Origin of the sequence: Aeromonas bestiarum (genome assembly GCF_000819745.1) — a bacterium.
GTDB classification, from domain to species: domain Bacteria; phylum Pseudomonadota; class Gammaproteobacteria; order Enterobacterales; family Aeromonadaceae; genus Aeromonas; species Aeromonas bestiarum.
The window spans coordinates 1-6,551 of the sequence record NZ_CDDA01000017.1 but is presented as its reverse complement, the minus strand read 5'-3'; the positions used below and the strand labels follow the sequence as shown (position 1 = coordinate 6,551).

Annotated in this window: 5 protein-coding genes; 3 read left to right on the top strand and 2 right to left on the bottom strand. The window is 61.6% G+C overall.

Annotation, left to right across the window (positions count from 1 at the left end; all coding sequences use genetic code 11):
* Positions 1 to 56: 56 nt before the first annotated feature.
* Positions 57 to 1,538, bottom strand: a complete 1,482-nt coding sequence (gene ilvC / locus BN1118_RS10175) for a ketol-acid reductoisomerase (RefSeq protein WP_043555916.1) — start codon at positions 1,536 to 1,538, stop codon at positions 57 to 59.
* Between the two features lie 187 nt (positions 1,539 to 1,725).
* On the opposite strand from ilvC, the gene ilvY reads away from it, so the two are divergent.
* Complete coding sequence (gene ilvY, locus BN1118_RS10170; RefSeq protein WP_043555915.1) at positions 1,726 to 2,619, top strand: HTH-type transcriptional activator IlvY; 894 nt, start codon at positions 1,726 to 1,728, stop codon at positions 2,617 to 2,619.
* Here the strand turns inward: ilvY and BN1118_RS10165 are convergent.
* Positions 2,608 to 3,480: a type 2 periplasmic-binding domain-containing protein gene (locus BN1118_RS10165; RefSeq protein ID WP_043555914.1), complete on the bottom strand. Its 873-nt coding sequence runs from the start codon at positions 3,478 to 3,480 to the stop codon at positions 2,608 to 2,610. The genes ilvY and BN1118_RS10165 overlap by 12 nt on opposite strands.
* Positions 3,481 to 3,650: 170 nt before the next feature.
* Here BN1118_RS10165 and BN1118_RS10160 point away from each other — a divergent pair, with 170 nt between their 5' ends.
* Both BN1118_RS10160 and BN1118_RS10155 read left to right on the top strand, forming a co-directional pair.
* Positions 3,651 to 3,842 carry a hypothetical protein gene (locus BN1118_RS10160; protein ID WP_043139650.1) on the top strand — a complete coding sequence of 64 codons (192 nt, stop codon included), beginning with the start codon at positions 3,651 to 3,653 and terminating at the stop codon, positions 3,840 to 3,842.
* A gap of 72 nt (positions 3,843 to 3,914) precedes the next feature.
* The gene (locus BN1118_RS10155) at positions 3,915 to 6,485 is read left to right on the top strand and encodes a bifunctional acetate--CoA ligase family protein/GNAT family N-acetyltransferase (RefSeq protein ID WP_043555912.1); all 2,571 of its coding nucleotides are present in this window, start codon (positions 3,915 to 3,917) and stop codon (positions 6,483 to 6,485) included.
* Positions 6,486 to 6,551 lie beyond the last annotated feature (66 nt).

The following is a 6,551-nucleotide window of genomic DNA, read 5'->3' as shown; positions in this document are numbered from 1 at the left end:
CCGCGCAGTACCTGACCGATCTCCTCGCATCAGGCATGGTTGCGGGTCATACCTGATTAACCGCCAACGGCGATACGCTTCATGTCCTTCATGTAGCCGCGCAGTACCTGACCGATCGCTTCGATGGGGTGGTTGCGAGTCGCCTCATTGGCCGCCAGCAGCGCCAGGTTATCGACGCTCTGCCCTTCCGCCTTGCTGGCACCCAGATCACCCGCTTTCAGGGTCGGCATGAAGTGCTCACGCAGCAAGGGCACGGCGGCGTTGGCGAACAGGTAGTTGCCGTACTCGGCGGTGTCGGAGATAACCACGTTCATCTCGTACAGACGCTTGCGAGCAACTGTGTTGGCGATCAGCGGCAGCTCGTGCAGGGATTCGTAGTAGGCAGACTCCTCGTAGATGCCGGAAGCCACCATGGTCTCGAACGCCAGCTCGACACCCGCCTTGACCATGGCCACCATCACAACGCCATTGTCGAAGTACTCCTGCTCGGCAATCTTGCCCGCGAACGCCGGGGCGTTTTCGAAGGCTGATTTGCCGGTCTCTTCGCGCCAACCGAACAGCTTGGCATCGTCTTCGGCCCAGTCGGCCATCATGCCGCGGGAGAACTCACCGGCGATGATGTCATCCATGTGCTTCTCGAACAGCGGGCGCATCAGGGTGCGCAGTTGCTCGGAGAGCTCGAAGGCGCGCAGCTTGGCCGGGTTGGAGAGCCTGTCCATCATCAGGCTGATGCCACCCTGCTTCAGGGCTTCGGTGATGGTCTCCCAACCGAACTGGATCAGCTTGCCGGCGTAGGCCTTGTCAGTCCCTTCGGCAACCAGCTTGTCGTAGCAGAGCAGGGAGCCGGCCTGCAGCATGCCGCAGAGGATGGTCTGCTCGCCCATCAGGTCAGATTTCACTTCCGCAACGAAGGAGGATTCCAGTACGCCGGCACGGTCGCCGCCGGTGGCAGAAGCCCACGCCTTGGCGATGGCCATGCCTTCACCCTTGGGATCGTTCTCCGGGTGTACCGCCAGCAGGGTCGGCACACCGAAGCCGCGCTTGTACTCTTCACGCACCTCGGTGCCCGGGCACTTGGGCGCGACCATGACGACCGTGATGTCGGCGCGGATCTGCTGACCCTCTTCCACCACGTTGAAGCCGTGGGAGTAGCCTAGGGCGGCGCCTTGCTTCATCAGCGGCATCACGGTTTTCACCACGTCGGAGTGCTGCTTGTCCGGGGTCAGGTTCAGCACCAGATCGGCGCTCGGAATCAGCTCTTCATAGGTACCGACCGCGAAGCCGTTGTCGGTGGCCTTCTGCCAGGAGGCACGCTTCTCGGTGATGGCAGCCTTGCGCAGGGCATAGGAGATATCCAGCCCGGAGTCGCGCATGTTCAGACCCTGGTTCAGACCCTGGGCACCACAGCCCACAATCACCACCTTCTTGCCCTTCAGCACGTCGCAACCGTCGGCGAATTCCGCCCGCTGCATGAAACGACACTTGCCCAGCTGGGCCAACTGCTGACGCAGGTTCAAGGTGTTGAAATAGTTAGCCATGGTGATTGCTCCGTTAGATTGATTCCATGCCGGATGACGGCGTTGTCTGAACCACTATAGCGCGGGACACTTATTGCCTGAACTGATATATTCGAAACAGTATGTTGCAAGAATTGAAAGATGATTCTTGGCAATCTCACCCAGTGTCATCCCAGATCGGCAAGCGCGCCGCGGCAGGAATTGAAAGATGGACCTTCGCAATCTCGAGCTGTTTCTCCACCTCGCCGACTCACTCCACTTCGGCAAAAGCGCCGATGCCATGGCGGTCAGCCCCTCCACCCTGAGCCGTGCCATCCAGCGGCTGGAACAGGAGACCGGCTGCGTGCTGTTCGATCGGGACAACCGCTCGGTGCGATTAACGCCCGCTGGCGAGAAGCTGCGGGAGTTCGGCGGCGGCCTGTTGCAGGAGTGGCGTCAGCTCAAGCAGGAGCTCAAACGCAGCGACGAACCGCTGCAAGGGCGGCTGCGGGTGTTCTGCTCGGTTACCGCCAGCTACTTTCTGCTGCCCGAGGTGCTGGAGCGCTTTCGTCGCCGCTATCCCCAGCTGGAGATCAAGCTGGAGACCGGTGACCCGGCGCTGGCGGTGGACAAGATCCTGGCGGACGAGGCCGATCTCGCCATCGCTGCCCGCCCCGATGCGCTCTCGTCCAAGCTGGAGTTTGCCAGCCTGCAACAGGTGCCGTTGGTGTTTATCGCCCCACGCAACCCACCTCAACCCAACCAGTGGTTCTTGCAGGGAGAGCCCGACTGGGAGCGGCTGCCGCTGATCCTCTCCGAGCAGGGTCTGGCGCGAAAGCGCTGTGACCAGTGGTTTCGCAACAAGGGCATAGCCCCCAACATCTATGCCGAGGTGGCGGGCAACGAGGGCATAGTCGCCATGGTGGCGCTCGGTTTTGGCGTCGGGCTGGTACCTGCCGCCGTGATCGACCACAGCCCCATGGGGGAGAAGGTACGCATCGTCGAGCCTAAGCCCGCCCTCAAGCCGTTCGATGTCGGCATCGCCGTACTCAAGAAGCGGCTGGAAGAGCCGCTGATCCGCGCCTTCTGGGATACGGCGCGCGGCCAGGGATCACTGCGCTGACGGGCTGACCGCGACCGGTGCATAGATGAGGCTCGGGTCGGCCATCATGGCGCGGCTGCTGGCGGGCAGATCCGGGTTATCCAACTCCAGCATGGCCCGCTCATCCAGCTTCAACCGACGAATGGTACTGCCGAACCCCTCCTCAAAGACCCGATCGAAGGCACCCGACTGGCGCGCCCGCTGCAATCCCAGCTCGATGCGTTGTGCCAGCTCGGGATATTTTGGCGAGACAAAAAACAGCAGCGCCAGCGGATAACGAAACACCAGATGAGGCTCTATGGCCAAATCCGGATGTGACTTGAGCTCATCTTCTATTTCGATGACGGAACGCAGGAAGCAGTCGAAACGCTGCTTGCGCAGCATGTTGAACAAGGCCTCATACAGGCTGCCGACCACGACCCTGAGACCGTTCGCCTTGAGCAGGCGGGTATCGGGCCAGGATCTGTGCTGGCCTATGGTGAGCCCGGAGTGATACCAGTCAGCCAAGGAGTAGATCCTGGCAAACCGCCCCTCATCCCCCTGCCGGATGAGGCAGACCCGCCAGCCCAGCAACCCCTTCGCCAGCGGAATATGGATAGGAAGCAGGGTACGTTCCCGCTCCTCATCGGGCGCGAATACCCCGATCTGCACCAGCTCGCCACCCTGCAACTCCTTGACGGCTCGTCCCTGCTCCATCGGCGGGCTGGCACTCAGGCGGTAGGGACCGTATTCGGGCACGGTCAGATCGAGCGACAGCCGCAGCAAGCCTGCCACGGCCGGATTGGGATGATCCAGCAGCAGGTTCCAGGCTCGAACGTGCGACTCGGCAGCCAGAGCACCTCCCGCAAAGAGTGCGATGCACCACAGCCAGACTCTGATCATGTACCTCGCCCCTCAGCGTTTCATGCACTCACTATAATGCGTGCGGGCCCGGTACTGAGCCCGGCCCCGCAGATGTGTGAGCCATCTCGTGTCAAATCTGACAATGGTCATAACGAGATGGCGGTCACAGACTAGACTCTACGTTCAGCCTGAATGGAAGGAGCCTCGCCATGATGCGTCATCTGATCGAAATCAACAGCTCACAGCTGTTTGAAGAGTACCTGCAGAGCCTGGGCGTACCGCAGACCCCGCTGGATCGGGAGCAGGATATCTATCTGCAGGAACGCCATCTGGCGGCGGTGCGCCAGATCCAGGGCAAGATGAAGTTTTATCTGCGAGCCAGCGCCCTCACCAAACAGTGATCCGCAACCGGTCACAGAACAGGCAGTCAAAGCGTATTACACTGGCACCATCCGCCACCCACGGGAGTGCCCATGAAACCAAGCGGCCTGGATCGGCTCTTCAAACCCCAGTCAATTGCCGTCATCGGTGCCTCGACCAACCCGCAGAAGGCGGGTCATGTGGTGATCAGGCACCTGCTCGCGGGCCAGTTCAAGGGCCCCATACTGCCGGTCAGCCCGCACAACAAGGCCATCGCCGGCGTACTGGCCTATTCCGATATCAGCAGCCTGCCGCTCTCCCCCGATCTCGCCATCATATGTACCAAACGCGAACGTGTACTGCCACTCATCGAAGAGTTGGGCAAGAAAGGCACAGGGGCTGCCATCATACTGGCTGCCGACTTCTCCATGCAGGAGAGAGCGCAGCTCCAACAGCTAAGCCGCCAATACGGCATTCGCCTGCTCGGCCCCAACAGCATGGGCATGCTGTTGCCGGGTCAGGGCATCAACGCCAGCTTTTCCCCCATCGCGGCCAAACCTGGCCAGGTGGCGTTTCTCTCCCAGTCAGCCGCCGTCAGCACCACCATCCTGGATTGGGCCAAGCAACATGAGCTGGGTTTCTCCGCCTTCATCTCCCTCGGCGATCACTGTGACATCGACTTCGGCCAGTTGCTGGATCAGCTCTCCCGCGATGGCACCACCCGCGCCATCCTGCTCTATATGGACAAGCTGCACGACGCCCGCCACTTCCTCTCGGCAGCACGGGCGGCCTCACGCAACAAGCCCATCCTGGTGCTCAAGAGCGGCCGCCACGATCCGGCCAATGGCCTCGACAACGTCTACGATGCAGCCATTCGGCGGGCAGGCATGCTGCGGGTGCGAGATACCCACGAGCTGTTTGCCGCGGTCGAGACTCTGAGCCACTCCCTGACCCTCAAGGGGGAAAGATTAGCCATCATCTCCAATGGCCGTGGACTGGCCAACATGGCGGTCGACGTGCTGCTGGAGCGGGGCGGCAAATTGGCCATGCCACCGCGGGACATCGGCAGTGATGCCGATATTGCCGCCTATCGGCAGGCGCTGGAGACCTTGCTGCAAGGGGATGAAGCCGACGCCATCCTGCTCATTCACGCCCCCTCCCTCACGGCGCGCGGAGCCGAACTGGCCCGCAGTCTGATCGACTACGTCAAACAACATCCCAGGGCCAGGCGCTTCAATATCCTGACCAACTGGGCCGGAGAATACTCGGCGCAAGAGGGGCGCCGTCTGTTCAGCGAGGCCGGATTTCCGACCTATCGTACCCCGGAGAGCGCCGTCGCCGCCTTCATGCACATGGTGGAATACCGCCGCAACCAGAAGCAGCTGATGGAAACCCCCGCCTCCCTGCAGGGCGACAAGCTCAACGCCGAGCTGTGTCAGCAGTTGATCCGCCAAGCGCTGGAGCGCAAACAGCTCACACTCGATACCCACCTGGTGCACCCCATACTGCAGGCCGCCGGGCTCTCTACGTTGCCGACCTGGATCGTCTCCGATGCCATCGAGGCCACCCTGACCGCAGAGCAGATCGGCTATCCGGTCGCGGTCAAACTGCGCTCACCGGATATTGCCCACAAGTCTGCGGTGCACGGCGTCATGCTGAACCTGCGCACCTCGGCCGAAGTCGCCCAGGCAGCGGATGCCATTCTCGACAGGGTGAGGCAACACGACCCGGGGGCGCGTATCGAGGGGTTGCTGGTACAACGGATGGCGCGCCGCAGCGGCGGGCTGGAGCTGAGGATCCGCCTGCAACAGGATCCTGTCTTCGGTCCCGTCATCCTGCTCGGCGAATCGGGGGCCGAGCCGCAAGAGATGGTGGCCGCACTCCCGCCGTTGAACCAGGCGCTGGCACGCTACCAGATCATAGGAGCCCTCAAGAGTCGCAAGATCCGCGAGCAGGCCACCCCCGAAAAACTCGATATCGATGCTCTCGGTCAGGTGCTGTGCCAGCTGTCGGAGCTGCTGCTGGCCTTCCCCGAGATCCAGGAGCTGGACCTGCATCCGCTGCAGGCATGCGGGGCCGAGATGGTCATTCTGGATGCCAGCCTGACGCTGATGCCTGTGGTGCAGGGACGCAATACACTGGCCATACGCCCCTATCCCACCGAGCTGGAAGAGGGGGCCTGGCTCAAGGATCAGAGTCACGTTCTGCTGCGCCCGATCCGGCCGGAGGATGAACCCGCCCACAAGCAGTTTGTACTCAAGGTATCGGACGAAGACAGGTACAAGCGCTTCTTCGCTGACGTAGGGGAGCTGGGTCATGAAGAGCTGGCCCGCATGACTCAGATTGACTACGACCGGGAGATGGCCTTCGTTGCCGTCGGGCAGGACGGGGCCTTCAGTCAGCAGATCCTCGGGGTGGTGCGGGCCATTTCCAACCCGGACCTATCCGATGCGGAATTTGCCATTCTGGTACGTTCCGACCTGAAAGGACTCGGGCTCGGCAAGCTGATGATGGAGAAGATAGTGCGCTACGCCAGAGAGCGGGGCATTGGCCAGCTATCCGGCATGACCATGCCCAGCAATCGCGGCATGATCAATCTGGCCAAGCGGCTTGGCTTCAAGATCGACATCCAGCTGGAAGATGGGGTGGTCAACATGGAGCTACCCTGTGCCAGTCACGGCTAATGAAGAAGGGGATCAGCCGTTTATCGCGTATAAATGGCTGATTTCTGGCAATAAAAAAACCCGCTC